The organism is Pseudomonas sp. D2002 (assembly GCF_013385735.1).
Lineage (GTDB): Bacteria > Pseudomonadota > Gammaproteobacteria > Pseudomonadales > Pseudomonadaceae > Aquipseudomonas.
Genome location: NZ_JACAPL010000003.1, coordinates 3,323 through 27,276, shown reverse-complemented (window position 1 = coordinate 27,276; position 23,954 = coordinate 3,323). Strand labels below are relative to the sequence as shown.

25 protein-coding genes are annotated in these 23,954 nt (G+C 61.7%); 14 read left to right on the top strand and 11 right to left on the bottom strand.

Annotated features, from left to right (window positions below; all coding sequences use genetic code 11):
- The 10 genes from phnG (at position 1) to HX783_RS03285 (ending at position 9,236) form a co-directional block, all read left to right on the top strand.
- Positions 1–438 carry a phosphonate C-P lyase system protein PhnG gene (phnG, locus tag HX783_RS03330; protein WP_159961391.1) on the top strand — a complete coding sequence of 146 codons (438 nt, stop codon included), beginning with the start codon at positions 1–3 and terminating at the stop codon, positions 436–438.
- On the top strand, positions 438–1,028 hold the full coding sequence (phnH, locus tag HX783_RS03325) for a phosphonate C-P lyase system protein PhnH (RefSeq protein WP_177015970.1): 591 nt from the start codon (positions 438–440) through the stop codon (positions 1,026–1,028). The genes phnG and phnH overlap by 1 nt, the downstream gene beginning before the upstream one ends.
- A complete protein-coding gene (locus HX783_RS03320) occupies positions 1,028–2,104 on the top strand; it encodes a carbon-phosphorus lyase complex subunit PhnI (RefSeq protein ID WP_159955062.1) in 1,077 nt (358 codons plus the stop codon). Before phnH ends, HX783_RS03320 begins: the two co-directional genes overlap by 1 nt.
- Entirely contained in the window at positions 2,097–2,963 is an 867-nt protein-coding gene (locus tag HX783_RS03315) for an alpha-D-ribose 1-methylphosphonate 5-phosphate C-P-lyase PhnJ (RefSeq protein ID WP_177015969.1), read from the top strand. Before HX783_RS03320 ends, HX783_RS03315 begins: the two co-directional genes overlap by 8 nt.
- Complete coding sequence (gene phnK, locus HX783_RS03310) at positions 2,924–3,733, top strand: phosphonate C-P lyase system protein PhnK (RefSeq protein WP_177016634.1); 810 nt, start codon at positions 2,924–2,926, stop codon at positions 3,731–3,733. Before HX783_RS03315 ends, phnK begins: the two co-directional genes overlap by 40 nt.
- Complete coding sequence (phnL, locus tag HX783_RS03305) at positions 3,733–4,452, top strand: phosphonate C-P lyase system protein PhnL (RefSeq protein ID WP_177016635.1); 720 nt, start codon at positions 3,733–3,735, stop codon at positions 4,450–4,452. Before phnK ends, phnL begins: the two co-directional genes overlap by 1 nt.
- Entirely contained in the window at positions 4,442–5,587 is a 1,146-nt protein-coding gene (locus tag HX783_RS03300; RefSeq protein WP_177015968.1) for an alpha-D-ribose 1-methylphosphonate 5-triphosphate diphosphatase, read from the top strand. Before phnL ends, HX783_RS03300 begins: the two co-directional genes overlap by 11 nt.
- Entirely contained in the window at positions 5,587–6,159 is a 573-nt protein-coding gene (phnN, locus tag HX783_RS03295; protein ID WP_159955066.1) for a phosphonate metabolism protein/1,5-bisphosphokinase (PRPP-forming) PhnN, read from the top strand. Before HX783_RS03300 ends, phnN begins: the two co-directional genes overlap by 1 nt.
- The gene (gene phnP, locus HX783_RS03290) at positions 6,150–6,899 is read left to right on the top strand and encodes a phosphonate metabolism protein PhnP (RefSeq protein ID WP_177015967.1); all 750 of its coding nucleotides are present in this window, start codon (positions 6,150–6,152) and stop codon (positions 6,897–6,899) included. Before phnN ends, phnP begins: the two co-directional genes overlap by 10 nt.
- A 414-nt stretch (positions 6,900–7,313) precedes the next feature.
- Complete coding sequence (locus tag HX783_RS03285; protein ID WP_177015966.1) at positions 7,314–9,236, top strand: M10 family metallopeptidase C-terminal domain-containing protein; 1,923 nt, start codon at positions 7,314–7,316, stop codon at positions 9,234–9,236.
- 11 nt (positions 9,237–9,247) lie between these two features.
- Here the strand turns inward: HX783_RS03285 and HX783_RS03280 are convergent, their stop codons facing one another.
- Entirely contained in the window at positions 9,248–10,129 is an 882-nt protein-coding gene (locus HX783_RS03280; protein WP_177015965.1) for a LysR family transcriptional regulator, read from the bottom strand.
- A 29-nt stretch (positions 10,130–10,158) separates the two neighbouring features.
- The gene (locus tag HX783_RS03275) at positions 10,159–10,815 is read right to left on the bottom strand and encodes a peroxiredoxin-like family protein (RefSeq protein ID WP_177015964.1); all 657 of its coding nucleotides are present in this window, start codon (positions 10,813–10,815) and stop codon (positions 10,159–10,161) included.
- 227 nt (positions 10,816–11,042) lie between these two features.
- On the opposite strand from HX783_RS03275, the gene HX783_RS03270 reads away from it, so the two are divergent.
- Together HX783_RS03270 and HX783_RS03265 are read left to right on the top strand one after the other, a co-directional pair.
- A complete protein-coding gene (locus tag HX783_RS03270) occupies positions 11,043–11,231 on the top strand; it encodes a type II toxin-antitoxin system HicA family toxin (RefSeq protein WP_065901605.1) in 189 nt (62 codons plus the stop codon).
- An 11-nt stretch (positions 11,232–11,242) separates the two neighbouring features.
- Entirely contained in the window at positions 11,243–11,647 is a 405-nt protein-coding gene (locus HX783_RS03265) for a type II toxin-antitoxin system HicB family antitoxin (protein WP_177015963.1), read from the top strand.
- A gap of 6 nt (positions 11,648–11,653) precedes the next feature.
- Here HX783_RS03265 and HX783_RS03260 read toward each other — a convergent pair whose 3' ends face one another.
- On the bottom strand, positions 11,654–12,850 hold the full coding sequence (locus tag HX783_RS03260) for an MFS transporter (RefSeq protein ID WP_177015962.1): 1,197 nt from the start codon (positions 12,848–12,850) through the stop codon (positions 11,654–11,656).
- 178 nt (positions 12,851–13,028) lie between these two features.
- Between HX783_RS03260 and HX783_RS03255 the strand changes: the two genes are divergently transcribed.
- Complete coding sequence (locus tag HX783_RS03255) at positions 13,029–13,652, top strand: DUF5666 domain-containing protein (RefSeq protein ID WP_159955074.1); 624 nt, start codon at positions 13,029–13,031, stop codon at positions 13,650–13,652.
- A gap of 131 nt (positions 13,653–13,783) precedes the next feature.
- On the opposite strand, the gene HX783_RS03250 is transcribed toward HX783_RS03255, so the two are convergent.
- The 8 genes from HX783_RS03250 to gcl form a co-directional block, all read right to left on the bottom strand.
- Positions 13,784–14,788 carry a sulfate ABC transporter substrate-binding protein gene (locus HX783_RS03250; protein ID WP_159955075.1) on the bottom strand — a complete coding sequence of 335 codons (1,005 nt, stop codon included), beginning with the start codon at positions 14,786–14,788 and terminating at the stop codon, positions 13,784–13,786.
- Between the two features lie 105 nt (positions 14,789–14,893).
- The gene (locus HX783_RS03245) at positions 14,894–15,718 is read right to left on the bottom strand and encodes an ion transporter (RefSeq protein ID WP_159955076.1); all 825 of its coding nucleotides are present in this window, start codon (positions 15,716–15,718) and stop codon (positions 14,894–14,896) included.
- Between the two features lie 31 nt (positions 15,719–15,749).
- Positions 15,750–16,622 (bottom strand): urea transporter, encoded by an 873-nt coding sequence (locus tag HX783_RS03240; protein WP_177015961.1) that lies wholly within the window; start codon positions 16,620–16,622, stop codon positions 15,750–15,752.
- 129 nt (positions 16,623–16,751) lie between these two features.
- Complete coding sequence (gene pyk, locus HX783_RS03235; protein ID WP_159955078.1) at positions 16,752–18,167, bottom strand: pyruvate kinase; 1,416 nt, start codon at positions 18,165–18,167, stop codon at positions 16,752–16,754.
- A complete protein-coding gene (locus HX783_RS03230; protein ID WP_177015960.1) occupies positions 18,157–19,437 on the bottom strand; it encodes a glycerate kinase in 1,281 nt (426 codons plus the stop codon). The genes pyk and HX783_RS03230 overlap by 11 nt, the downstream gene beginning before the upstream one ends.
- Positions 19,438–19,626: 189 nt before the next feature.
- Positions 19,627–20,517 (bottom strand): 2-hydroxy-3-oxopropionate reductase, encoded by an 891-nt coding sequence (locus tag HX783_RS03225; protein WP_177015959.1) that lies wholly within the window; start codon positions 20,515–20,517, stop codon positions 19,627–19,629.
- Between the two features lie 134 nt (positions 20,518–20,651).
- Positions 20,652–21,434: a hydroxypyruvate isomerase gene (hyi, locus tag HX783_RS03220; protein ID WP_177015958.1), complete on the bottom strand. Its 783-nt coding sequence runs from the start codon at positions 21,432–21,434 to the stop codon at positions 20,652–20,654.
- Between the two features lie 10 nt (positions 21,435–21,444).
- Positions 21,445–23,220: a glyoxylate carboligase gene (gene gcl / locus HX783_RS03215; protein WP_159955082.1), complete on the bottom strand. Its 1,776-nt coding sequence runs from the start codon at positions 23,218–23,220 to the stop codon at positions 21,445–21,447.
- A 257-nt stretch (positions 23,221–23,477) separates the two neighbouring features.
- On the opposite strand from gcl, the gene HX783_RS03210 reads away from it, so the two are divergent.
- On the top strand, positions 23,478–23,918 hold the full coding sequence (locus HX783_RS03210) for a heme-binding protein (protein ID WP_159955083.1): 441 nt from the start codon (positions 23,478–23,480) through the stop codon (positions 23,916–23,918).
- The last annotated feature ends 36 nt before the right edge of the window (positions 23,919–23,954 follow it).

Below are 23,954 nucleotides of genomic sequence, written 5' to 3'. Positions count from 1 at the left end.
ATGAGTGTGTCCCCGCGACAACATTGGATCGGCGTATTAGCCCGCGCCCAGCTCAATGAACTGCAACCCCACGAAGCCGCCTTGAAGGACGCCGAATACCAACTGATCCGCGCCCCGGAAATCGGCATGACCCTGGTGCGCGGGCGCATGGGCGGTGATGGCGCGGCCTTCAACGTTGGCGAAATGAGCGTGACCCGCTGCGTGGTGCGCCTGGCCGATGGCCGCACCGGCTACAGCTACCTGGCCGGGCGCGACAAGCTGCACGCCGAGTTGGCCGCCCTGGCCGACGCCCATTTGCAAGGCAGCCAGCCGAGCCTGTGGCTCAGCGATTTGATCACCGCGCTGGCCACTGCCCAAGCCAAACGCCGCGCGCAAAAAGAAGCCGACACCGCTGCCACCAAGGTCGAGTTCTTCACTTTGGTGCGAGGAGAAAACTGATGAACGCTCACCTGTTACAGCCGGCGTTTGTCGACCCGGTATTGGACGCCCAGCGCGGTTTTCGCGCGGCGCTCAAGGCGCTCGCCGAACCTGGCCTGCTCCAGCACTTGCCCTCGGCCCCACGCCTCGACGGCCTGGCACCTGCCACCTATGCGCTGTGCCTGGCGCTGCTGGATATGGACACGCCGCTGTGGCTGGCACCCAGCTTCGACACGCCGCTGATCCGCGCCAACCTGGCCTTTCACTGTGGCTGCCCGCTCACGGATAAGCGCGAGGAAGCAGCGTTCGCCTTGCTCGGCGAACACGACCTGCTCGACCTCAGCGGTTTCGACCACGGCAACGACCGTTACCCCGACCAGTCCTGCACCTTGCTCGTGCAACTCACCGACCTGGAATCCGGGCGCGGCCTGCACTGGCGCGGCCCCGGCATCAAGACGCAACGCCTGGTCAATGTGCCGGTACCGCAAGCCTTCTGGCTCGAACGCCAGCGCCGCGAAGCCTTCCCGCGTGGCCTGGACGTGGTGTTCAGCGCAGGTCATCACCTGATCGGCCTGCCACGCAGCAGCCGACTGTTAGAGGAGCGTGCCTGATGTACGTAGCCGTCAAGGGTGGCGAACAGGCCATCGACAATGCTCACCGCCTGCTGGCGAAAAAGCGCCGGGGCGATACCCGCGTGCCTGAACTGAGCGTGACGCAAATCCGCGAGCAACTGCCGCTGGCCGTGGCGCGGGTGATGACCGAAGGCTCGCTGTTCGACGAAGAACTGGCTGCGCTGGCGATCAAGCAAGCGGCGGGGGATTTGGTTGAGGCGATCTTCCTGCTGCGCGCCTACCGCACCACGCTGCCGCGCTTCAGCCCGAGCTTGCCGATTGATACGTCGCAGATGTCGCTGAGCCGGCGTTTGTCGGCCACGTTCAAGGACGTGCCCGGCGGCCAATTGCTCGGCCCGACCTTCGACTACACCCACCGCCTGCTGGATTTTTCGCTGCTCGCCGAAGGTCAATACCCAGGCCCGCAGACCACGCCCGAGGCGCGCATCGAAGCCTGCCCACGGGTGCTCGGTTTGCTCGCCAAAGAAGGCCTGATCAAGCACGAGGCCGACGACAACGCCAGCGTCGCAGACATCACCCGCGACCCGCTGGAGTACCCGGCCAGCCGCGCCGAGCGCTTGCAGGCCTTGGCCCGTGGCGATGAAGGTTTCCTGTTGGCGCTGGGCTATTCGACCCAGCGCGGTTACGGCCGCAACCACCCGTTTGCCGGTGAGATTCGCATTGGCGACGTGGAGGTGTGGATCGACCCCGAAGAGCTGGGCTTCCCGATCTGCCTGGGCAGCATCGAAGTGACCGAGTGCGAGATGGTCAATCAGTTCGTCGGTTCGGCCACTGAGCCGGCGCAGTTCACGCGCGGTTACGGCCTGGCGTTCGGGCATGCCGAGCGCAAAGCCATGGGCATGGCGCTGGTCGACCGCTCGCTGCGCGCCGAGGAATACAACGAAGAAGTCGTCTCACCGGCCCAACGCGAAGAGTTTGTGTTGGCCCACTGCGACAACGTCGAGGCGGCGGGGTTTGTCTCGCACCTCAAATTGCCTCACTACGTGGACTTCCAGGCCGAACTGGAGCTGATCCGCAAACTGCGCCAACCGGCCGAGGGCACCCGCCATGAATGACTTGACCCAAACCCCGGCGCGCGACCCGGCGTACAACTTTGCCTACCTCGACGAGCAGACCAAACGCATGATCCGCCGCGCCTTGCTCAAGGCTGTGGCGATTCCCGGTTACCAGGTGCCGTTCGGTGGCCGCGAGATGCCGTTGCCGTATGGCTGGGGCACGGGCGGCATGCAATTGACCGCCGCGATCCTCGGTGATGACGACGTGCTCAAGGTCATCGACCAAGGCGCCGACGACACCACCAACGCCGTGTCGATCCGGCGCTTTTTTGCGCGCACGGCGGGCGTCGCCACCACCGAAGCCACACCGCACGCCACGGTGATCCAGACCCGCCACCGCATCCCGGAAACCCCGTTGCAGGCCGGCCAAATCATGGTTTACCAAGTGCCGATCCCCGAGCCGCTGCGCTTTATCGAGCCCTCGGAAACCGAGACCCGCACCATGCACGCCCTCAACGATTACGGGGTGATGCACGTGAAACTCTACGAAGACATCGCCACCTTCGGCCATATCGCCACCGCCTACGCCTACCCGGTGATGGTCGACGAGCGCTACGTGATGGACCCGTCGCCGATCCCCAAATTCGACAACCCGAAACTCGACATGAGCCCGGCGCTGATGCTGTTCGGCGCCGGTCGTGAAAAACGCTTGTACGCGGTGCCGCCTTACACCCAGGTCACCAGTCTGGACTTTGAAGACCATCCGTTCGAAGTACAGAAGTGGGAACACAACTGCGCCATCTGCGGCAGCCACGATTCCTTCCTCGATGAGCTGATTCTCGATGACGCGGGAACCCAGAGTTTTGTGTGTTCCGACACCTGGTATTGCGCCCAACGCGTGAAGGAGAACAACCAGTGAGCCAGCCGTTATTGCAAGTGCGCGACTTGTCCCTGCTGTACGGCCCGGAGAAGGGTTGCCAGGGCGTCAGCTTCGACCTGTACCCCGGCGAAGTGCTGGGCATTGTCGGCGAGTCCGGCTCGGGTAAATCCACCTTGCTCTCGCTGTTGAGCGGGCGTTTGCCACCGCAAGCCGGCACCATCGGCTACCGCAGCAAGGACGGCGAATGGCTGGATTTGTACAGCGCCAGCGAAGCCGAGCGCCGCACCTTGCTGCGCACCGAATGGGGCTTTGTCGAGCAGAACCCACGGGACGGCCTGCGCATGGGCGTGTCGGCCGGCGCGAATATCGGCGAGCGCCTGATGGCTCAGGGCGTGCGCAACTATGAGCAGCTGCGTGGCGCCGGTCTCGACTGGCTCGGCCAGGTGGAAATCGACCCGCAGCGCATCGACGACCTGCCGCGCACCTTTTCGGGCGGCATGCAGCAACGCCTGCAAATCGCCCGCAACCTCGTCTCCAGCCCACGCCTGGTGTTTATGGACGAACCCACAGGTGGCCTCGACGTGTCGGTGCAGGCGCGCTTGCTCGACCTGTTGCGCGGCCTGGTGCGTGAGCTGGATCTGGCGGTGGTGATCGTCACCCACGACCTGGCGGTGGCACGTTTGCTGGCTGACCGCCTGATGGTGATGCGCCGCTCGCACGTGGTGGAAACCGGGCTCACCGACCAGATCCTTGATGATCCACAGCACCCTTACTCTCAACTGCTGGTGTCTTCGGTATTGCAGCCATGATGAATGCCTTGATCGAGGTCCGCGACCTCTCGAAAACCTTCACCCTGCACCAGCAGAACGGCGTGGTGCTCAACGTGCTGCGCGGTGTGGAATTCAGTGTGCAGGGCGGCGAATGCCTGGTGCTGCACGGCCAATCCGGCGCGGGTAAAAGCACCTTGCTGCGCACGCTGTACGGCAACTATCTACCGGCAGGCGGCAGCATTCGCGTCAGGCATGCCGGTGAGTGGCTGGAGCTGGTCGGCGCCGAGCCGCGTGACATTTTGCAGGTGCGCCAGCACACCCTGGGCTATGTCAGCCAATTCCTGCGGGTGATTCCGCGCGTGGCCTGCCTGGACGTGGTGATGGAGCCGGCGCTGGCCCGTGGTTGGTCGAAGGCCAATGCGCAGTCACGCGCCGAGCACCTGCTGACGCGTCTGAATATTCCTCAGCGCCTGTGGCAACTGGCGCCCGGCACCTTCTCCGGTGGCGAGCAACAGCGCGTCAATATCGCCCGCGGCTTTATGGTCGAGTGGCCGGTGATGCTGCTCGACGAACCCACCGCGTCCCTGGACGACAACAATCGCCAGGTGGTGCTGGAACTGATGAACGAAGCCAAGGCGGCGGGTGCCGCGCTGATCGGCATCTTCCACGACCGCGCCGCCCGTGAAGCGGTGGCTGACCGCCATTTCGACATGACCCCCACGCCCGTTGCCGAAGAGGAATATGAACATGCCCGCTGAACAGATCCTCAGTAATGCCCAGGTCGTCACGGCTGAGCGTGTGTTCCTCGGTTCGGTGGTGCTGCGTGACGGCAAGATCGTCGACATCGCCGAAGGCCGCAGCCAGTTGCCCCAGGCCCAGGACCTGGGCGGTGATTGCCTGCTGCCGGGGCTGGTGGAATTGCACACCGACAACCTGGAAAAACACATGACCCCGCGCCCCGGCGTGGACTGGCCGTCGACCTCGGCGGTGCTCAGCCATGATGCGCAGATCATCGCGGCGGGCATCACCACGGTGTTCGACGCGGTGTCCATCGGCGATGTGAACCCCAAGGGCAACCGCATGAAGAAACTGCCGGCGATGCTCGATGCCATCGCCCAGGCCGAAGGCGCCGGGCTGACTCGCGCCGAGCACCACCTGCACCTGCGCTGCGAGTTGTGCCACCCGGACACCCTCAGCGTGTTCCGCGACCTGGTGGAAAACCCGCTGGTGCGCCTGGTGTCGGTGATGGACCATTCGCCGGGTCAGCGCCAGTTCGTGCTCGAATCCAAGTACCGTGAGTACTACATGGGCAAGTACCACCTCAACGATGAAACCATGGACGCGTTTATCCTGCTGCAAATGGCCAACTCCCGCGAGTACAGCGACCGCTATCGCGCGGCCATCGTCGAGCATTGCCTGGGGCGCGGCCTGTCGGTGGCCAGCCATGACGACGCGACGCTTGCACATGTCGAGGAATCGGCGCGCTATGGCATGACCATCGCCGAATTCCCGACCACGCTGGAAGCGGCGAAGGGCTGCCAGGCGCTGAACATGAAAGTGCTGATGGGCGCGCCGAACGTGGTGCGCGGTGGTTCGCACTCGGGTAATGTGGCCGCCGCCGGCCTGGCGGCCGAAGGCTTGCTGGATATACTTTCCAGTGACTACTACCCGGCCAGCCTGTTGCAGGCCGCGTTCGTGCTGGCCGACCAACAGGACGGCGGTGATTTGGCGCGCGCGGTGAAGATGATCAGCCTGGCACCGGCGCAAGCGGCGGGCCTTGACGATCGCGGTGAAATTGCCATTGGCCTGCGCGCCGACCTGGTCCAGGCCAAGCGCCGCGAAGGGCTGCCCGTAGTGCAACAAGTGTGGCGACAAGCGAAGAGGGTGTTTTGATGGCAGGCAGGTTGATCTATCTCATCGGGCCATCGGGTTCGGGCAAGGACAGCCTGCTGGATGCCGCGCGCCCGCGCTTGGCCGAACGCGGCTGCCGCATTGTGCGCCGGGTGATCACCCGTTCGGCCGAGGCGGTGGGCGAGGCGGCCCAAGGTGTGAGCCCCGAGCAGTTCGCCGCGATGGACGCCGAGGGCGCGTTTGCGCTCAGCTGGCACGCCAACGGGTTGTCGTATGGCATTCCCAAGGCAATCGATGCATGGCTGGCGGCGGGGGACGATGTGCTGGTCAACGGCTCCCGTGCGCACCTGGCGCAAACGCGCGTGCGTTATCCGACGGTGTTGGTGCTGTTGCTGACGGTGGACCAGGCCGTTTTGCGCCAGCGTCTTATCGCGCGCGGGCGTGAGTCGCTGGCCCAGATCGAAGAGCGCCTGGCGCGCAATGCGCAGTTCACCGCCGAGCTGATCAGCGGCAATAGCGCGGGGTTGTTTGTGCTGGATAATTCCGGCCCATTGGGCAACACCGTCGAGCGCTTGCTGTGCTGTCTGGACCAAGGGCACTCGGCATGCGCCTGACATTGCTGGGCACCGGCGACGCGCGGCAAGTGCCGGTGTATGGCTGCGAGTGTGCGGCCTGTGGCCTGGCGCGCAGCGATGCAAGCCTGCGCCGCCTGCCGTGCAGCGCGTTGATCGAGTGCGGCGACCAGCGCTGGTTGATCGACAGCGGTTTGCCCGACCTCTGCGAACGCTTCCCGCCGCGCAGCTTCACCGGGATTTTGCAGACTCACTACCACGCCGATCATGCCCAAGGGTTGCTGCATTTGCGTTGGGGCCAGGGCTTGATCATTCCGGTGCATGGCCCGGCGGATCCAGAGGGTTTGTCCGACCTCTACAAACACCCCGGCATTCTGGATTTCAGCCAGCCGTTCGCGGCGTTCGAAACCCGGCAGTTCGGCGAGCTGAGCGTCACCGCGTTGCCGTTGCAGCATTCCAAACTGACCCTGGGTTATTTGCTTGAAGGGCAAGGGCGGCGCATCGCCTACCTCACCGACACTGTCGGCCTGCCGCTCGACACGCTGGCCTGGTTGCAGCGTGAGCCATTGGATGTGTTGGTGCTCGATTGCTCCATGCCCCCACAGCCGCAAGTACCGCGTAATCACAATGACCTGACGCTGGCGTTGCAAAGCATTGAGGACAGTGGTGCGCAATTGGGCGTGTTGACCCATGTGGGGCATACGCTGGATGCGTGGTTGCTGGAACATCGGCGCGAGCTGCCCAGGCATGTAACGGTGGCATGGGATGGCCGAATTCTCTAGGCAGCGCATAACCCTGTGGGAGCTGGCTTGCCTGCGATAGCAGCACTTTGGTTCCCCCAGTAATACCGAGTCGTCTGCATCGCAGGCAAGCCAGCTCCCACACAAGCCAGCTCCCACACAAGCTGGTTCCAACCTGTCTGTATTTCAAGTCGGGACGTGAGTGTCCTGCGCTTCTTGGCGCTGTGATGTTTGCGCAGTGTTTAATTGTAGAATTTTATGTGCGGTCCTTTATTCTCCAAGCCTGTAATTGCGGGCGGGTGAAGAGTTTTAAGATGTTTTAAAGTTTGAACATGAAATACTATCGGGTTGGCGTTAGCGAGTTGTCTATGGGACTTTATTGTTGCGGTAAGTTGGAATTACCGTCATCACAGCCTTTTGGCAGGGCTGAATATAAAGTTTTTCAAAGGATGTTTTATGCGTGTCGCTCATTCGTTTGTTAATCAGTCTGTTCCCGATAATGAACTTCCTACGCTGAATGCTCCCGCTTTCTCACCGTACTCGACGTTATCCACTCGCGCAACTCAACAACGTTCCTTTAACACGGACGAGGCTGCCCAGCAGATTCTGCGAGGAGGCTATCGGCATTATGATCGCAATGGTGATGGGAAAATCGAGCTGTCATTCACCCTTGATCCAGCCTTCTCCGCACCCCAGAAAGCGGCTATTCGCAAAGCGCTGCAGGCCTGGCAGGACGTGGCCAATATTGTATTCAAAGAACGCTCAGCTGACGCGGACGGTTCAATAGCAATCAAAGCGGACCCTTCCACCAGTGCCGGGGAGTCACATTTACCTAATCGGTATCACAATGATATGACCACCACGATCGGAACGTATAACGCTTCTGACGCGCCCGAGAATGGCGATTATTTTTTATTAACGGCCATTCATGAGTTAGGGCATGCCATTGGTCTTAGCCACCCCGGCGATTACGGTAAGGTCAACGATAAAGATAAAACCAAGCGTAGCTATGCGGATGCGCACTACGAGCAAGACACCCGAGCCCATAGTGTCATGAGCTACTGGAATGCAACCGAACAACCGGGCCATGATTTTCAGCGACGCCAATCTGCAGTTCCTTTGAAAGATGATATTGCAGCGGCGCAGAAGTTATATGGAATTAACTTCAAGACCCGGAATACGGACACTGTATATGGTTTTAACTCCACGACTGGAAATGCTTACTTCAGCCTTAAGTCCGCGAACGACAAACCAATATTTTCAGTATGGGACGGCGGCGGTATTGATACCCTGGACTTCTCCGGCTTTTACCAGTATCAGATAATCAATCTGCGCGCTGAATCGTATTCCAGTGTTGGTGGCTTGAAGGGCAATGTGTCCATCGCCAAGGGCGTCGTCATAGAAAACGCTATCGGCGGTTCCGGCGATGACGACATCAATGGTAACGAGGTTGGCAACAGGCTCCGTGGCGGGGGCGGAGCGGACCGGTTGAGAGGCGGTGCAGGCGCGGATATTTTTGTTTACGACAAAGCCAGTGACTCTACGCTCGACAGCCCGGATGACATTCTGGATTTCACCAGTGGGTCGGACAAAATTGACCTCAGCGGCTTATTCAAAAACTACTCGGTCAAGCATTTCAAGGTGGTTGAGCAGTTTACCGGCCGAGCCGGCGAGATCGTTCTCAGCCATGATCAGAACAGCGGGAATGGCAGCTTGAGCGTTGACCTGACGGGGCGTGGCAAAGCCGATGTGTTTATCAGGAGCGTGGGCGGTATTCAGGCCAGTGACATTGTCACTGGCGAGGGTGTTGCGCCACTGAACCCCACCCCGATCATCCAGGGCTCGGGTGGCCACGACACCCTGGACTTTTCCGGCGCCAGGCAGAACCAGACCATCGACTTGCGCCGCTCTGCAAGCTCCAGCGCAGGCGGCCTGCGCGACAACTTCGCAATGGCTGAAGGCGGTCTAGTGGAGAATGCCATCGGCGGTTCAGGCAGGGACCGGATCATCGGCAACGAGGTGGACAACACCCTCGCCGGCGGTGGCGGCGGCGATGTGCTGTGGGGCGTGGGCGGTAGAAACACATTCAAATATGCCAAGGTCACCGACTCGATCTTTTACGACCCTGACCAGCTCATGGATTTCGCCAGTGGCGAAGACACGATCGACCTGACGGCACTGGCAACCGAGCTGGGAACCCCTTTGCGCCTGGTTGATGCCTACACTGGGCGTATTGGCGATACCGTGGTCAAGCACGACCCAAGGACTGGCCGTTCCGTTGTGGGAATCGACCTGCTCGGCAGGCGTCACTCGGACTTCCTTATTCGAAGCGCGCGGTTGATCAAGCCGCAGGACCTGCTCGGCGTGGCCAGCCGTTAGCGTCGACCGGCTCAGGCGTTGAGCAGCGTTTCGACATACTCCACAAACGCCCGAGCCTTGGCGCTTGCCATCCTGCCGGTTGGGAACACCGCCCACAAATCAATCGGCGGGAGATGCCAGTCGGTCAGCACCGGCTTCACTTCGCCATTGGCCAGTTCCGGGGCAAACATCCAGGTCGACGCCATGGTCAGGCCCAAATGGCTCAGCACGGCGGCGCGTACACCTTCCGCGGCGGTGACGCGTATGCGGCCGCGTGCGACGATGGGGTGTTGGGTGTCGCCTTGGCTGAAGGCCCAGGGTGAGCCGCCGCCGAGGGTGTAGATGATCGCCGGGTGCTGCAGCAAATCGGCTGGGGTGGCCGGCTCGCCGAAACGCTCGAAGTACGCCGGGGTGGCGAGCACTTGGCGCGGGGATTGGCCGATCTTGCGCGCGGTAAGGCCGGAGTCGGTCAAGTTGCCCATGCGCAGGGCAACGTCGATGCCTTCTTCCACCAGGTTGAGGCTGTGGTCATTGAGCACCACTTCGATATTGACCCCGGGGTATTGCTCCAGGAATGGCCCCAGGTGAGGAATGATGTGCAAGCGGGCGAAGGTGGTTGCGGCGCTGATGCGCAAGTTGCCCGACAAGCCTGCACCCGCGCCTCGGGCGGCGTCGTCGGCTTCGTTGGCTTCGTCGATGGCGCGCTTGGCTTTTTCAAAGAACGCCAGGCCGGCTTCGGTCGGGGTCAGGCCACGCGTGGAGCGCAGCAGCAAGCGCACCGCCAGGCGCGCCTCCAATTGCGCAATGCTTTTGGAGACGGCGGGTTGGCCCACGCCAAGCTGTTTGGCGGCGGCGGAGAACGAGCCCGTCTCGACCACATGCACGAAAGTTTCCATGGCGGTGAGGCGGTCCATCGAGTCTCCTTGGTTTATCGGTTAAGGGGTTATTGGGTAAGCGCGTCGAGCATCGCCGACGGTTCTGGGCGTTGAGTGTAATCCGGGTTGACCTCGGCGTAACGAATCACGCTGTCCTGGCCGATCACATAGCGCGCAGGCATGGGCAGGGTCCAGGCCGGATCATCGTTGATCAGTGGCAGGTTGTTGCCGAAGCCCTTGTAGAGTTCGATCAGGTAGTCCGGCAGTTGAAAGCGCAGGCCGAACGCCTCGGCGACGTCGTTGTGGGTATCGCTGAGGATCGGGAAGTTCAGTTCGGCGATGCGCTCGGCTTTACGGCTGTTGGCGGCCGTCTGCGGCGACAGGGCCAGCAAGGTCGCGCCAGCGGCTTTCAACGTCGGCAGAAACGCTTGCAGCGCTTGCAGCTCCATATTGCAGTACGGGCACCACACGCCCCGGTAGAACGTCAGCACCAGCGGGCCTTTGGCCAACAGGTCGGCCGAGGACACCAGGGTGCCGTCGGCGTCCTTGAGGCTGAACAGCGGCGCCTTGTCACCCACCTTGAGCGCGCGTTCTGCGGCGCCGGAAGCGATCAGCTCGGCGGTGGCGCGCTCCATGATCGGGTGAATGTGCGCCGGCGCGTTGTAGGGCGGCTTGCCGGCTTTGAAGTCGGCGCGGAAGGCATCAAGTGTGGCTTGAAGTGTCATTGCGATATTCCCTCGGGAGATGAGCCAGGTTGGCTGGAGAGCAGCATGAGGGAGGCAGGATGGGCGAGGAAGCGGGGCGCAGGGCATAGGATTTATGCTCTGTGGGAATAGGTTCGGCGGTTTTCCAATATGGCGTAATACAACCGTCAATCCACTCCAGCAAATCTGTGCTTGAGTAAATATAACTCTAGGGTTACTTTTATTCAGGCCAAGCCAAGGAGGCTGGGGTGCAAAGCAGGTTATTGATCAAGGAACTGCAAGAGGCGGGTTGGGTGCTGGATCGGGTTACGGGCAGTCATCATATTTTTACTCACCGCTATAACCCGTACACGATCCCGGTGCCGCACCCCAAGAAGGACTTGCCCCTGGGCACCGTCAGAAGCATCAGGAAACGCGCCGGGCTGTTTCAGTTTTAAGGAGAGCACTCATGCAATACCCAATGTGTATCGAATGGGGCGACGACTTCACCGCCACCGGTATTCAGATCCCCGATATTCCAGGCGCGGTCACCGCCGGGGACAGCTTTGAAGAGGCGTACAACGCCGCCGTGGAAGTCGCGCACATCATGCTGCACGAGATCGCCGCCGAAGGCGGGCCGATTCCGATGCCCACCTCGGTGGCCAACCACCACGCGAACGAAGACTACGCCGGGATGGGCTGGGGGATGTTGGAGTTGGACATCTCGCCCTATCTGGGCAAGACCGAGAAGGTCAATGTGACCTTGCCCGGTTATGTCATCCAGCGAATCGACCGTTATGTGCGTGAGCACAAAGTCAAAAGCCGCTCGTCATTTCTGGCGGATGCGGCCTTGGAGAAATTGGTGCGCTCCTGACCGCCATCAGGCTGTGGCGACCGCCACTTGCCGCGACGCACTCACGAACCGCAACAACGCCACCAGCGGGAACGCACTGCCCACCAGCATCACGCCAAGCCAGCCGCCGTGTTCATACACGCTGCTGGCAATCGCCGAGCCGAAGGCACCGCCGATGAAGATGCTGGTCATGTACAGCGCGTTCAGGCGGCTGCGGCTGTTGGCGTCGAGAGCGTAGATGGCGCGTTGGCCGAGCACCATGTTCATCTGCACGCAAAAATCCAGTACCACACCGGTCACGGCCAGGCCGATCACGCTGTACAGCGGGTGCACAAAGGCCGGCAGAAAACTCAGCGCGGCAAACAGCATGGCCAGCAACGAGGCGCGGTGCGTGTGGCCTGCATCGGCCAGGCGGCCGGCGATTGGGGCGGCAATCGCGCCCAGTGCACCGACCAGGGCAAACAACGCGATCTCGCTTTGGCTCAGGCCGTGATTGCGTGCCAGCTCAAGTGGCGCGGCGGTCCAGAACAGGCTGAAGGTGGCAAACATGCAGCCTTGGTAGAACGCCCGCTGGCGCAATACCGGTTGCTTGCGCAGCAGCGTACCGAGTGAGCGCAGCAGTTGGCCGTAGCTCGCGCTGTGGTCGGGTTGACGCTTGGGGATGGTCAGCAGCAGCACGATGCTGATGAACGCCATCAACGCGGCGGCGGCCATGAACATCGCACGCCAGCCGAAGTGATCGGCCACCACGCTGGACACCGGCCGTGCCAGCAGGATGCCGAGCAACAGCCCGCCCATGATGCTGCCGACGACGCGGCCACGGGATTCGGCAGGCGCCAGGTGTGCGGCCAGCGGGATCAGAATTTGCACCGAGACGGAACTGAATCCGATCAGCAACGACACAAGAAGGAACAAATTCGGCTGCTCGGTGAAAGCCGCACCCAGTAGGCTGGCGATGGCCAGTACCGTGGTGGCGATCATCAGCTTGCGGTTTTCCAGCAGGTCGCCCAGCGGCACCAGGAAGAACAGGCCCAAGGCGTAGCCGATTTGCGTCAGGGACACGATCAGGCTGGCCATCGCCGGGGTCAGGCCGATGTCCGGCGCAATCAATTCGATGATCGGTTGGGCGTAGTAGATGTTGGCCACAATGGCGCCGCAACAGAACGCAAAAAGCATCACCATGCCTCGGGTCATGGTACCTGTAGCGTGTGGAGTCGCGTTCATGGTGTTCTCGTCAAAGCAAAGGAAGATGGCGTGCGAGAGTAAAGACAACCTCGTGGCCGGAGTAGAGCGCTGTGAGTGATATCACTCATGCCGCAAATTAATGACTGAATCGTTAACTTTTGAGTCGAACGGCAATGATACATTCAGTCACAACTGCCGAAACAGGAAATCCACTTTCATGAAAATCACGCTGAACAAGATGATCCTGGCTTCAACCCTGGCCGCGGCCATGGCCATTGGCTTGGCCAACGCCGCCAATGCCGCCGACGCGCCACGCGTTGGTGTGCGCGGCGCCATCACGGCGATCGACGGCGACGCCATGCACGTCAAGATCAACAGCGGTGAAGACGTCACCGTGCACCTGACCAAAGACACCCAGGTGCGCGCCGTCACCCTGGCCAAGATTGATGAAATCAAGCCTGGCAGCTACATCGGCTCTGCCGCCATGCCGAATGCCGACGGCACCCTGACGGCCTTGGAAGTCCACGTGTTCCCACCGGCCATGGCCGGCACCGGCGACGGGCACCGCGCGTTCGATTTGAAAGAAGGCAGCAGCATGACCAACGGCACCGTCGGCGACCTGGTGGTCAGCAACGGGCGCACCTTGACCGTGAAGTACAAAGGCGGCGAGCAGAAGATTGTGGTACCGGACGATGTGCCGATCGTGAACCTGGAGCCAGGTGACCGCAGCTTGCTCAAACCGGGGGTGAAGGTGGTGATGTTTGCGGCGCAGGGCGCGGATGGGACGATTACCGCCCAAGCGATCTCGGCCGGCAAGGATGGCGTGACACCGCCGATGTAACGGCCAAACACAGATCCAAATGTGGGAGCGGGCTTGCTCGCGAAAGCGGAGTGTCAGTCACCGAATCAATCGACTGAACCACCGCATTCGCGAGCAAGCCCGCTCCCACATTGTTTACCGCGTTTATTCAGTTATTGACCGCTGTAGATCTGATCAAAAACCCCGCCATCATTGAAGTGGGTTTTTTGCACGGTGCGCCAGTCACCAAAGGTCTTCTCTACCGACAGGAAGTCGACTTTAGGGAAGCGGTCGGTGTACTTGGCCAGCACCTTCGGGTCACGTGGGCGCAGGTAGTTGTTGGCAGCAATTTCCTGGCCTTCCGGCGACCACAGGTATTTCAGGTAGTCCTCGGCGGCCACGCGGGTGCCTTTCTTCTCGACCACTTTGTCGACCACCGACACCGGTGGCTCAGCTTCGGCCGAGACGCTTGGGTAGATGACTTCGAACTGGTCACGGCCAAATTCACGCGCGATCATTTCCGCTTCGTTTTCAAACGTCACCAGCACGTCGCCGATCTGGTTGGTCATGAACGTGGTGGTGGCTGCACGGCCGCCGGTGTCCAGCACTGGTGCGTGTTTGAACAGCTCGCCAACGAATTTCTTCGCCTTGTCTTCATCGCCGCCGTTCTTCAGCACATAGCCCCAGGCCGACAGGTAGGTGTAGCGGCCGTTGCCCGACGTTTTCGGGTTGGGCACGATCACTTGCACGCCATCCTTGAGCAGGTCCGGCCAGTCTTTCAGGGCTTTTGGGTTGCCCTTGCGCACGATAAACACCGTGGCCGAGGTGAACGGCGCGCTGTTGTTCGGCAGGCGCGTTACCCAGTTGTCCGGCACCAGCTTGCCGTTGTCCGCCAGGGCGTTGATGTCGGTGGCCATGTTCATGGTGATCACGTCAGCCGGCAGGCCGTCGATCACTGAGCGCGCTTGTTTGCTGGAGCCGCCGAAGGACATCTGCAACGTCAGCTTGTCGTTCGGGTGCTCGGCTTCCCAGTGTTTCTGGAAGGCGGCGTTGTAGTCCTTGTAGAAGTCGCGCATCACGTCATAAGAGACGTTGAGCAGTGTGACGGGGGCGGCCTGCACGGCGCCCGCCAGGGCAAGGCCGGCGGCCAGGAGAGAGGCGCTAACGAGTTTTTTCACTGCTCATTCCTTGTTGTTCGAGAAGGTTGCTGATTGAGTGGGGGCAATTTGCCAGCGACTATAGCCGGGCCTGCATAGACGTTTAAAGATTAAAACGAACTTTGCTTATTCCACTTTACGAAACAAGTTACTGCCACAGCGCGAGCAAAACGCCGCGTTGGGTTCGTGGTTGTCTTTCTTGCACACCGGGCAATCGTGCTGCAACTGCTCGCCGCGCATGGCGCTGGCCAATTCGGCGGTGAAAATCCCGGTGGGCACGGCAATGATCGAGTAACCGGTGATCATCACCAGCGACGAAATCACCTGGCCCAGCGGGGTCTTCGGCACGATGTCGCCAAAGCCCACGGTGGTCAGGGTCACAATCGCCCAGTAGATGCCTTTGGGAATGCTGGTAAAGCCGTGTTCCGGGCCTTCGATCACGTACATCAAGGTGCCGAACACCGTCACCAGGGTGCATACGCTGACCAGGAACACCACGATCTTCTGCTTGCTGCCGCGCAGCGCCGCCATCAGGTAGTTGGCCTGCTTGAGGTACGGGCTGAGCTTGAGCACGCGGAAAATCCGCAGCATCCGAATGATGCGGATGATCAGCAGGTACTGGGCGTCGCTGTAATACAGGGCGAGGATGCCGGGCACGATGGCGAGTAAATCCACCAGGCCATAAAAGCTGAAGGCGTAGCGCAACGGCTTGGGCGAGCAATACAGGCGCAAGCCGTACTCGATGGCGAAGATCAGCGTGAAGCCCCACTCGATATACGCCAGCAGATTTGCGTAGTTCTGGTGAATCTGGTCGATGCTGTCGAGCATCACGATCACAATGCTGGCGAGGATGATCAGCAGCAGGATGCCGTCAAAGCGCCGCCCGGCCAGCGTATCGCTCTGAAATACCATGACGTAGAGCCGCTGACGCCAGTCGTTGTTGCTGTCCATAAAGCCCGCCCAAATCGAATATCGAGCAAGCCTAGGGGGATTCGTACGGGCTGTCCACGCGGGCTTTAAACAACCGCCGGCTGGCGCGTACCAGCCAGCAGGCAAGGATAAACGGCGCGGTCAGCGCAGGCAGGTGCAGCGCGGCGAAACCGGGCGTGAGAATGACCGCCAGGAGAATGCCGAGCAGCGGCAGCCAGGGTTGGCGACGTGTCTGGCTCAACGCCAGTGCGGCCAATGCCGGGTTGTAGCTGTGCAGGCCGAGGAGGGCGCTGCCGGGTTCGTCCATCAACAGGGCGAGCAATACGCCGCAGCTGGCACCGATCAGCGCCCACAGCGCGGCGCGGCGGTTGGCCAGCAACAGGCCCAGCGCAATCAGTGCGCCGGCCACCGGTTGGTCCAGCAGCATGATTTGCGCGAGCCCGGTAAACGGCGCGCTGAGCACGCTCAAAGTATCGGGTTCGGTGAGTGTAAATGTGTTCTCAGGCACGCTGCCCAGCAGCAACCAGCCCAGGCCGACAAAAGGCGCGGTATAGGCGGGCAGGTCATCCGCCGCCGTCGCGTGTTTCAACCATTGCCGTGTGAGCATCGCACTCAAGCCGCCACACGCCAGGATCAGCGGCGGCAACAAGGCTGACCAGGCGAAATGCTGGCTGATCAACACACCCAGCAGCACACCGTTGTAGCTATATAGCCCGGCCTGGCGTTCCGCCTTGGGATAACCCCGGCGCTGGGCGGTGAGCAAACCCGCGACGCCACCCAGCAACGCCCCGCCGAACAAGGCCGGGGCGCCGATCAGGATGGCCAGCAGGCACAGCAAGCCACACAGCGGCTGGCGTTGCAGGAAGATTTGGCTGAAGCCGTTGAGCAGGGCTTCGGCCCAGTCGGGGCAGGTTGGGTTGTGCATGAGTTGAGTTTCTGCAGATGAACACTAACCCTGTGGCGAGGGAGCTTGCTCCCGCTGGGGCGCGAAGCGGCCCCAAAAGATAGGCCTGCTGCGCAGTCCAGCGGGAGCAAGCTCCCTCGCCACAGGGGTTCAGATCAACGTCTCGATACGCAACGAGTTGGTCGACCCCGGCTGTCCGAACGGCACCCCGGCGGTAATCACCAAGGTATCGCCGCGCTGCGCCATGCCTTGGGCCTGGGCAATTTCCAGCGCTGTGGAACACACCTCATCCACTTGGCGCAGCCGATCATTGACCACCGAGTGCACGCCCCACGCCACGCTCAAGCGCCGCGCCGTGGACAGGTTGGGCGTGAGGTTGAGGATCGGCGCCACCGGTCGCTCCCGCGCTGCGCGCAGGCTGGAACTGCCGGACTCGCTGTAGTTGACCAGCACCGCCACCGGCAGGATGCTGCTGATACGCCGGATCGCGCAGCTGATGGCGTCCGACACCGTGGCATCGGCCTTGGGCCGGCTGACATCGAGTTGCGTCTGGTAATCCGGGCCATTTTCCACCTGGCGGATGATCTTGCTCATCATCTGCACGGCTTCCAGCGGGTACTCGCCCGACGCGGTTTCCGCCGACAGCATCACTGCGTCGGCGCCTTCGGCCACGGCGTTGGCCACGTCCGTCACTTCGGCGCGGGTCGGCGCCGGAGAGAAGCGCATGGATTCGAGCATCTGCGTGGCCACCACCACCGGTTTGCCCAACTGGCGGCAGGTGCTGATGATGTCTTTCTGGATTTGCGGCACGCTTTCGGCGGGCACTTCAACGCCCAGGTCGCCTCTGGCCACCATGATTGCGTCGCTCAGTTCGGCGATTTCCTGCAGACGTTGCACGGCTGAGGGCTTCTCGATCTTGGCCATCAAAAACGCCTTGTCGCCGATCAACTCGCGGGCTTCGCGGATGTCTTCCGGGCGCTGCACGAAGGACAGCGCCACCCAATCCACGCCCAGTTCCAGGCCGAAGCTCAGGTCGCGGCGGTCCTTGGCGGTCAGCGGGCTGAGTTCCAGCAGCGCTTGCGGCACGTTAACGCCTTTGCGGTCGGACAGTTCACCGCCATTGAGCACGGTGGTGTCGATGGCTTCGGCATGTTTGGTAATCACCCGCAGGCGCAGCTTGCCGTCGTCGAGCAGCAGGTCCATGCCTGGCTCCAGCGCCGCGATGATTTCCGGGTGGGGCAGGTTGACCCGGCACTGATCGCCCGGCGTCGGGTCCAGGTCCAGGCGCAATGCCTGGCCGCGCACCAATTGCACCTTGCCCTCGGCAAACCTGCCGACGCGCAGCTTCGGCCCTTGCAGGTCCATCAGGATGCCCAGCGGGTAATTCAGCTGGCGCTCCACCTGGCGAATCCACTGGTAACGCTGGGCATGATCGGCGTGGTCGCCGTGGCTGAAGTTGAGGCGGAAGATATTCACCCCGGCTTCCACCAGCTCGCGGATGTCGTCGATGCCGTCGGTGGCCGGGCCCAGGGTGGCGAGGATTTTGACCTTCTTGTCAGGCGTCATGGTTGGCAGTCTCAAGGATCAGGATGGCGCGGAAGTCATTGACGTTGGTGCGCGTCGGCTCGGTGACGATCAAACCGTCGAGGGCAGCGAAGTAGCCGTAGCCGTTGTTGTTATCCAGCTCATCGCTGGCCGACAGGCCCAGGGCTTCGGCGCGCGCGTAGCTGGTGGGGGTCATGATCGCGCCGGCGTTGTCTTCCGAGCCGTCGATGCCGTCGGTGTCACCCGCCAGGGCATATACGCCGGGCAGGCCTTTGAGGCTGTCGGTGAGGCTCAGCAGGAACTCGGCGTTGCGCCCGCCACGGCCATTGCCGCGCACGGTGACGGTGGTTTCACCGCCGGAGAGGATCACGCACGGCGCCGCCAGCGGCTGGCCATGCTGCACGATTTGGCGGGCGATACCGGCGTGTACCTTGGCCACGTCCCGCGCTTCGCCTTCGAGGTCGCCGAGGATCAACGGGCTGAACCCGGCCTGGCGGACTTTCACCGCCACCGCTTCGAGAGATTGCTGCGGGCGGGCGATCAGTTGGAAGTGGCTGCGCGCGAGCACCGGGTCGCCGGGCTTGACGGTTTCCGACGCCGGGTTCTGCAACCAGCTGCGCACCGAGGCGGGCGCGTCGATGCCGTAGCGCTTGAGGATCGCCAGGGCTTGCTGCGAGGTGCTCGGGTCGCCGACGGTGGGGCCGGAGGCGATGACGGTGGCCTGGTCGCCCGGCACATCGGAAATCGCGTAGGTGTAGACCGTCGCCGGCCAGGCCGCCTTGGCCAGCCGCCCGCCCTTGATCGCCGAGAGGTGCTTGCGCACGCAATTCATCTCGCCAATGGTTGCGCCGGATTTGAGCAGGGCTTTGTTGATGGTTTGCTTGTCGGCCAGGGTGATGCCTTCGGCGGGCAGCGCCAGCAAGGCCGAACCGCCACCGGAGAGCAGGAAGATCACGCGGTCGTCTTCGGTGAGGTTGCTGATCAGCTCCAGCACGCGCTTGGCCACCGCCAGGCCCGCTGCATCGGGCACCGGGTGTGCGGCTTCGACCACTTCGATTTTCTTGCACGGTGCGCCGTGGCCGTAGCGGGTGACAACCAGGCCGGTGACCTCGCCCTGCCAGCAATTTTCGACGACAAGGGCCATGGCAGCAGCGGCTTTGCCGGCACCGATCACGATCACCCGGCCACTGCGGTCGGCGGGCAGGTAAGGTTCAAGGACCAGCCGGGGGTGGGCGGCGTCGATGGCTGTGGCAAACAGCTCGCGAAGCAGGTGTTGCGGATCGACCGACATAAGCGGGCTCCCGGGGATTTTTTGTTATTAGAGATGCATCAATTTCAGACTTGGAATGCGATCAAATGTGGGAGCGGGCTTGCTCGCGAATGCGGTCTTTCATTCAACATCCATGCTGACTGACCTACCGCTTTCGCGAGCAAGCCCGCTCCCACATTCGACCGCATTTCAAAGGGGGAGCGGTGTGGGTCACTTATCGCGAATCGAAAAATTCGCCATATGCTCCAGCCCCTTGATCAGCGCCGAGTGGTCCCAATTACCGCCACCAATCGCCGTGCATGTGCTGAACACCTGCTGCGTACCGGCCGTGTTCGGCAGGTTGATCCCCAGTTCCTTGGCCCCGGCCAGTGCCAGGTTCAAATCCTTCTGGTGCAGGTTGATACGGAAGCCCGGATCGAAGGTGCCCTTGATCATGCGTTCGCCATGCACTTCCAGAATCTTCGACGAGGCAAAGCCACCCATCAGTGCTTCGCGCACCTTGGCCGGGTCGGCGCCGTTTTTCGAGGCGAACAACAGCGCTTCGGCCACCGCCTGGATGTTCAGCGCAACGATGATCTGGTTGGCCACTTTGGCGGTTTGGCCATCGCCATTGCCGCCGACCAGCGTGATGTTCTTGCCCATGCTCTGGAACAGTGGCAGGGCGCGTTCGAAGGTCTGCGGCTCGCCACCGGCCATGATGCTCAAGGTGCCGGCCTTGGCGCCAACTTCACCACCGGACACCGGCGCATCCAGGTACTGCGCGCCGGTTTCGTTGATCTTCGCCGCGAACGCCTTGGTGGCGGTGGGCGAGATCGAGCTCATGTCGATCACCACCTTGTTCGGCGACAGGCCAGCCGCGACGCCATCCTTGCGGAACAACACGTCATCGACCTGCGGGGTGTCGGGAACCATGACGATGATGAATTCGGCTTCCTGCGCCACTTGCTGCGGGTTGGCCAACGCCACGGCGCCGGCGTCGATCAGGGCTTGCGGGGCTTTGCCGTGGTGTTCGGAGAGGAACAGTTGGTGACCTGCTTTCTGCAGGTTCGCAGCCATGGGTTCGCCCATGATGCCGGTGCCGATAAATCCGATTTTAGCCATGATTAAAATCCTCTTTTTATTAGGTGTATGGGCCTGGCACGGCCTTCTAAACACAGGAGATCGAATGTGGGAGTGGCGGTGCGACGATTCGACTTGCNNNNGCCCGCTCCCACATTGGGTCCGTGTTTGTTCAATCAGATAGCGTTGTGGGTTTTGAGCCAACCCAATCCCGCCTCGGTCGTGGTCAACGGCTTGTACTCACAGCCGACCCAACCTGCATAACCAATGCGGTCCAAATGCTCGAACAGGAAGCGATAGTTGATCTCCCCGGTCCCCGGCTCGTTACGCCCCGGGTTATCGGCCAGCTGGATGTGATTGATCTCACCCAGGTGCGCCGCCATGGTCCGGGCCAAGTCACCTTCCATGATTTGCATATGGTAGATGTCGTATTGCAGGAACAGGTTGGCGCTGCCCACCTGCTCGCGAATCGACAGGGCTTGCGCCGTGTTGTTCAGGTAGAAGCCCGGAATGTCGCGGGTGTTGATCATTTCCATGACCAGCTTGATACCCGCGGCTTGCAGCTTGTCGGCGGCGTACTTGAGGTTGGCGACAAAGGTTGTTTCCACGGTTTCGTCGTCAACGCCCTGCGGCCGGATGCCTGCCAGGCAGTTGACCTGGGTATTGCCCAAGACCTCGGCGTAGGCGATGGCCAGCTTGACCCCGGCGCGGAACTCCTCGACGCGGTCCGGGTGGCAGGCCAGGCCGCGTTCACCCTTGGCCCAGTCACCGGCCGGCAGGTTGAACAGCACTTGAGTCAGGCCGTTGGCGTCCAGCTGCGCCTTGATGTCGGCGGAGCTGAACTCGTACGGGAACAGATATTCCACACCCTGGAAGCCCGCATCGGCGGCCGCTTTGAAACGGGCGAGAAAGTCCTGCTCGGTAAACAGCATGGACAGGTTGGCAGCAAAGCGCGGCATAGGGTTCTCCTTAATCGAGCAGGGAAATGGCAGTCGGCGCATCGTTGCCGACCAGTGCCAGATCTTCGAATTCGTTGACGGCGTTGATCTCGGTGCCCATGGAAATATTGGTCACGCGTTCCAGAATAATCTCAACAATCACCGGCACTTTAAATTCTTCGATCATTTCCTCGGCGCGGCGCAACGCCGGGGCGATTTGGCCTGGCTCGAACACACGCAAGGCCTTGCAACCCAGGCCTTCGGCGACCGCAACGTGGTCGACGCCATAGCCATTGAGTTCCGGGGCGTTGAGGTTGTCGAAAGACAGCTGCACGCAGTAGTCCATTTCAAACCCGCGCTGGGCCTGGCGGATCAAACCGAGGTAGGAGTTGTTCACCACCACGTGGATGTAGGGCAGCTTGAACTGCGCGCCCACGGCCAGCTCTTCGATCATGAACTGGAAGTCATAGTCGCCCGACAGCGCGACGACCTTGCGGCTCGGGTCGGCCTTGACCACGCCGAGTGCTGCTGGAATGGTCCAGCCGAGCGGGCCGGCCTGGCCGCAGTTGATCCAGTGGCGCGGCTTGTACACATGCAGGAACTGCGCGCCGGCAATCTGCGACAGGCCGATGGTGCTGACGTAGCAGGTGTCTTTGCCGAACACCTGGTTCATCTCTTCGTACACCCGTTGCGGCTTGACCGGCACGTTGTCGAAGTGGGTCTTGCGGTGCAGGGTGGCCTTGCGCTGCTGGCAGTCATTGAGCCAGGCGCTGCGGTCCTTGAGCTTGCCGGCGGCTTTCCACTCGCGGGCCACTTCAATGAACATTGTCAGTGCGGAACCGGCGTCGGACACGATGCCCAGGTCCGGGGTGAACACGCGGCCAATCTGCGTCGGCTCGATGTCGACGTGAATGAATTTGCGCCCCTCGGTGTACACCTCCACCGAGCCGGTGTGGCGGTTGGCCCAGCGGTTACCGATGCCCAGCACCACGTCCGATTTCAGCATCGTCGCGTTGCCATAACGGTGTGAGGTTTGCAGGCCGACCATGCCGACCATTTGCGGGTGATCGTCCGGGATCGTGCCCCAGCCCATCAGGGTCGGGATCACCGGAATGCCGGTGAGCTCAGCAAATTCAACCAGCAGTTCGCTGGCATCGGCGTTGATCACGCCGCCACCGCTGACCAGCAATGGGCGCTCGGCCTGGTCGAGCAGGGCCAGGGCTTTCTCGACCTGAATGCGCGTGGCCAAAGGCTTGGCCAGGGGCAGCGGCTGGTAGGCGTCGATGTCGAACTCGATCTCGGCCATCTGCACGTCGAACGGCAGGTCGATCAGCACTGGGCCAGGGCGGCCGGAGCGCATTTCGTAGAAGGCTTTCTGGAACGCGTAAGGCACTTGGCCGGGTTCGAGCACGGTGGTCGCCCACTTGGTCACCGGCTTGACGATGCTGGTGATGTCGACGGCCTGGAAGTCTTCCTTGTGCATCCGTGCACGTGGAGCCTGGCCGGTGATGCACAGAATCGGGATCGAGTCGGCCGAGGCGCTGTACAGGCCGGTGACCATGTCGGTGCCCGCCGGGCCCGACGTGCCGATGCACACGCCGATATTGCCGGCCTTGGTGCGGGTGTAACCCTCGGCCATGTGCGAGGCGCCTTCAACGTGGCGAGCAAGGACGTGATCGATGCCACCGACCTTCTGCAAGGCCGAATACAGCGGGTTGATGGCGGCGCCTGGGATGCCGAAGGCGGTGTCTACACCTTCACGGCGCATCACCAGGACGGCGGCTTCGATTGCTCTCATTTTGCTCATGGTTTTGGTGCCTCTTGCGTTTTGTAATTGTATACAAGTGGTGTCTGTTCAAAGTGTATTCACGGCGAGCGGCGCAGGTCAATGCATTTTATAAACTGGCGTTTGCGTTCGTCTGAATGGCTTTTTTCGACGTGTGGAGCCTTTGTGCGAAAATATTGTATACAAAAACAATATTCATTGTGTTCTATTTGTTTGATCGAGCTTCTGATCCTTCAGACCTCAACGGCTTTACCCATAACAAGATAAGGACGGCACCTATGAGCGCTTTAACCTTGAAACTCGCCACCCAACTGGCCAGCCAGGCCCTCACCGCAGGCCGCACCATTTCAGCCGCGCCGCTGACCATTGCAGTGCTCGACGGCGGTGGCCACTTGGTCACCCTGCAACGCGAGGACGGCGCCAGCCTGCTACGCCCGCAAATCGCCATCGGCAAGGCCTGGGGCGCGATTGCCTTGGGCAAGGGCTCACGTTTGCTGGCGCTCGACGCCCAGCAGCGCCCGGCGTTCATCGCCGCCTTGAACAGCCTGGGGCAGGGCAGCGTGGTGCCGGCGCCGGGTGGGGTGTTGATTCGGGATCAGCAAGGGCTGGTGCTGGGGGCGATCGGGATCAGTGGGGACACCTCGGATATTGATGAGCAGTGTGCGATTACGGCGATTGAGGCGGTGGGGTTGTTGGCGGATGCGGGGGTGTCTGCTTGATTTGAGGTGACAGATAGATCGCCATCGCGGGCAAGC

Coding starts and splice junctions, on each gene's coding strand:
- HX783_RS03300 (WP_177015968.1), top strand. CDS start 4,442: ATGCCCGCTGAACAGATCCTCAGTAATGCCCAGGTCGTCACGGCTGAG.
- HX783_RS03245 (WP_159955076.1), bottom strand. CDS start 15,718: ATGGACAGCAACAACGACTGGCGTCAGCGGCTCTACGTCATGGTATTT.
- phnN (WP_159955066.1), top strand. CDS start 5,587: ATGGCAGGCAGGTTGATCTATCTCATCGGGCCATCGGGTTCGGGCAAG.
- HX783_RS03275 (WP_177015964.1), bottom strand. CDS start 10,815: ATGACACTTCAAGCCACACTTGATGCCTTCCGCGCCGACTTCAAAGCC.
- HX783_RS03210 (WP_159955083.1), top strand. CDS start 23,478: ATGAGCGCTTTAACCTTGAAACTCGCCACCCAACTGGCCAGCCAGGCC.
- HX783_RS03285 (WP_177015966.1), top strand. CDS start 7,314: ATGCGTGTCGCTCATTCGTTTGTTAATCAGTCTGTTCCCGATAATGAA.
- HX783_RS03230 (WP_177015960.1), bottom strand. CDS start 19,437: ATGTCGGTCGATCCGCAACACCTGCTTCGCGAGCTGTTTGCCACAGCC.
- phnL (WP_177016635.1), top strand. CDS start 3,733: ATGAATGCCTTGATCGAGGTCCGCGACCTCTCGAAAACCTTCACCCTG.
- HX783_RS03240 (WP_177015961.1), bottom strand. CDS start 16,622: ATGCACAACCCAACCTGCCCCGACTGGGCCGAAGCCCTGCTCAACGGC.
- HX783_RS03260 (WP_177015962.1), bottom strand. CDS start 12,850: ATGAACGCGACTCCACACGCTACAGGTACCATGACCCGAGGCATGGTG.
- HX783_RS03280 (WP_177015965.1), bottom strand. CDS start 10,129: ATGGACCGCCTCACCGCCATGGAAACTTTCGTGCATGTGGTCGAGACG.
- HX783_RS03225 (WP_177015959.1), bottom strand. CDS start 20,517: ATGGCTAAAATCGGATTTATCGGCACCGGCATCATGGGCGAACCCATG.
- HX783_RS03315 (WP_177015969.1), top strand. CDS start 2,097: ATGAATGACTTGACCCAAACCCCGGCGCGCGACCCGGCGTACAACTTT.
- HX783_RS03255 (WP_159955074.1), top strand. CDS start 13,029: ATGAAAATCACGCTGAACAAGATGATCCTGGCTTCAACCCTGGCCGCG.
- phnP (WP_177015967.1), top strand. CDS start 6,150: ATGCGCCTGACATTGCTGGGCACCGGCGACGCGCGGCAAGTGCCGGTG.
- phnG (WP_159961391.1), top strand. CDS start 1: ATGAGTGTGTCCCCGCGACAACATTGGATCGGCGTATTAGCCCGCGCC.
- pyk (WP_159955078.1), bottom strand. CDS start 18,167: ATGACGCCTGACAAGAAGGTCAAAATCCTCGCCACCCTGGGCCCGGCC.
- HX783_RS03265 (WP_177015963.1), top strand. CDS start 11,243: ATGCAATACCCAATGTGTATCGAATGGGGCGACGACTTCACCGCCACC.
- HX783_RS03320 (WP_159955062.1), top strand. CDS start 1,028: ATGTACGTAGCCGTCAAGGGTGGCGAACAGGCCATCGACAATGCTCAC.
- gcl (WP_159955082.1), bottom strand. CDS start 23,220: ATGAGCAAAATGAGAGCAATCGAAGCCGCCGTCCTGGTGATGCGCCGT.
- phnH (WP_177015970.1), top strand. CDS start 438: ATGAACGCTCACCTGTTACAGCCGGCGTTTGTCGACCCGGTATTGGAC.
- hyi (WP_177015958.1), bottom strand. CDS start 21,434: ATGCCGCGCTTTGCTGCCAACCTGTCCATGCTGTTTACCGAGCAGGAC.